Genomic DNA, 288 nt, shown 5'->3' with positions numbered 1-288 from the left:
GCTTAATTATATTTTTTTTATTAAAAAATTTGAAGTTTTATTGGGACAATAAGAAGCTAAATGGAATGCTTTTTTTTAGTATAAGGATCCTTCATGGGAGAATAAAGCAAAAGTTACCATAGGGATAACAGCGTTATCTTTCTTTAGAGTTCTTATTGAGGGAAAGGTTTGCGACCTCGATGTTGGATTAAGATATCTTTTTGGTGTAGCAGCTAAAAAAGTAAGACTGTTCGTCTTTTAAAATTTTACATGAACTGAGTTAAGACCGGTGTGAACTAGGTCGGTTTC

General features: G+C 32.3%; 1 rRNA gene. It reads left to right on the top strand.

The window, feature by feature from the left end:
- Positions 1-288: ribosomal RNA gene (locus ACG0Z3_RS23320) — 23S ribosomal RNA — on the top strand; the annotation flags it as partial.

This window comes from Pelomonas margarita (assembly GCF_043555875.1).
Lineage (GTDB): Bacteria > Pseudomonadota > Gammaproteobacteria > Burkholderiales > Burkholderiaceae_C > Pelomonas > Pelomonas margarita.
This window is presented reverse-complemented; position numbering and strand designations above follow the sequence as displayed.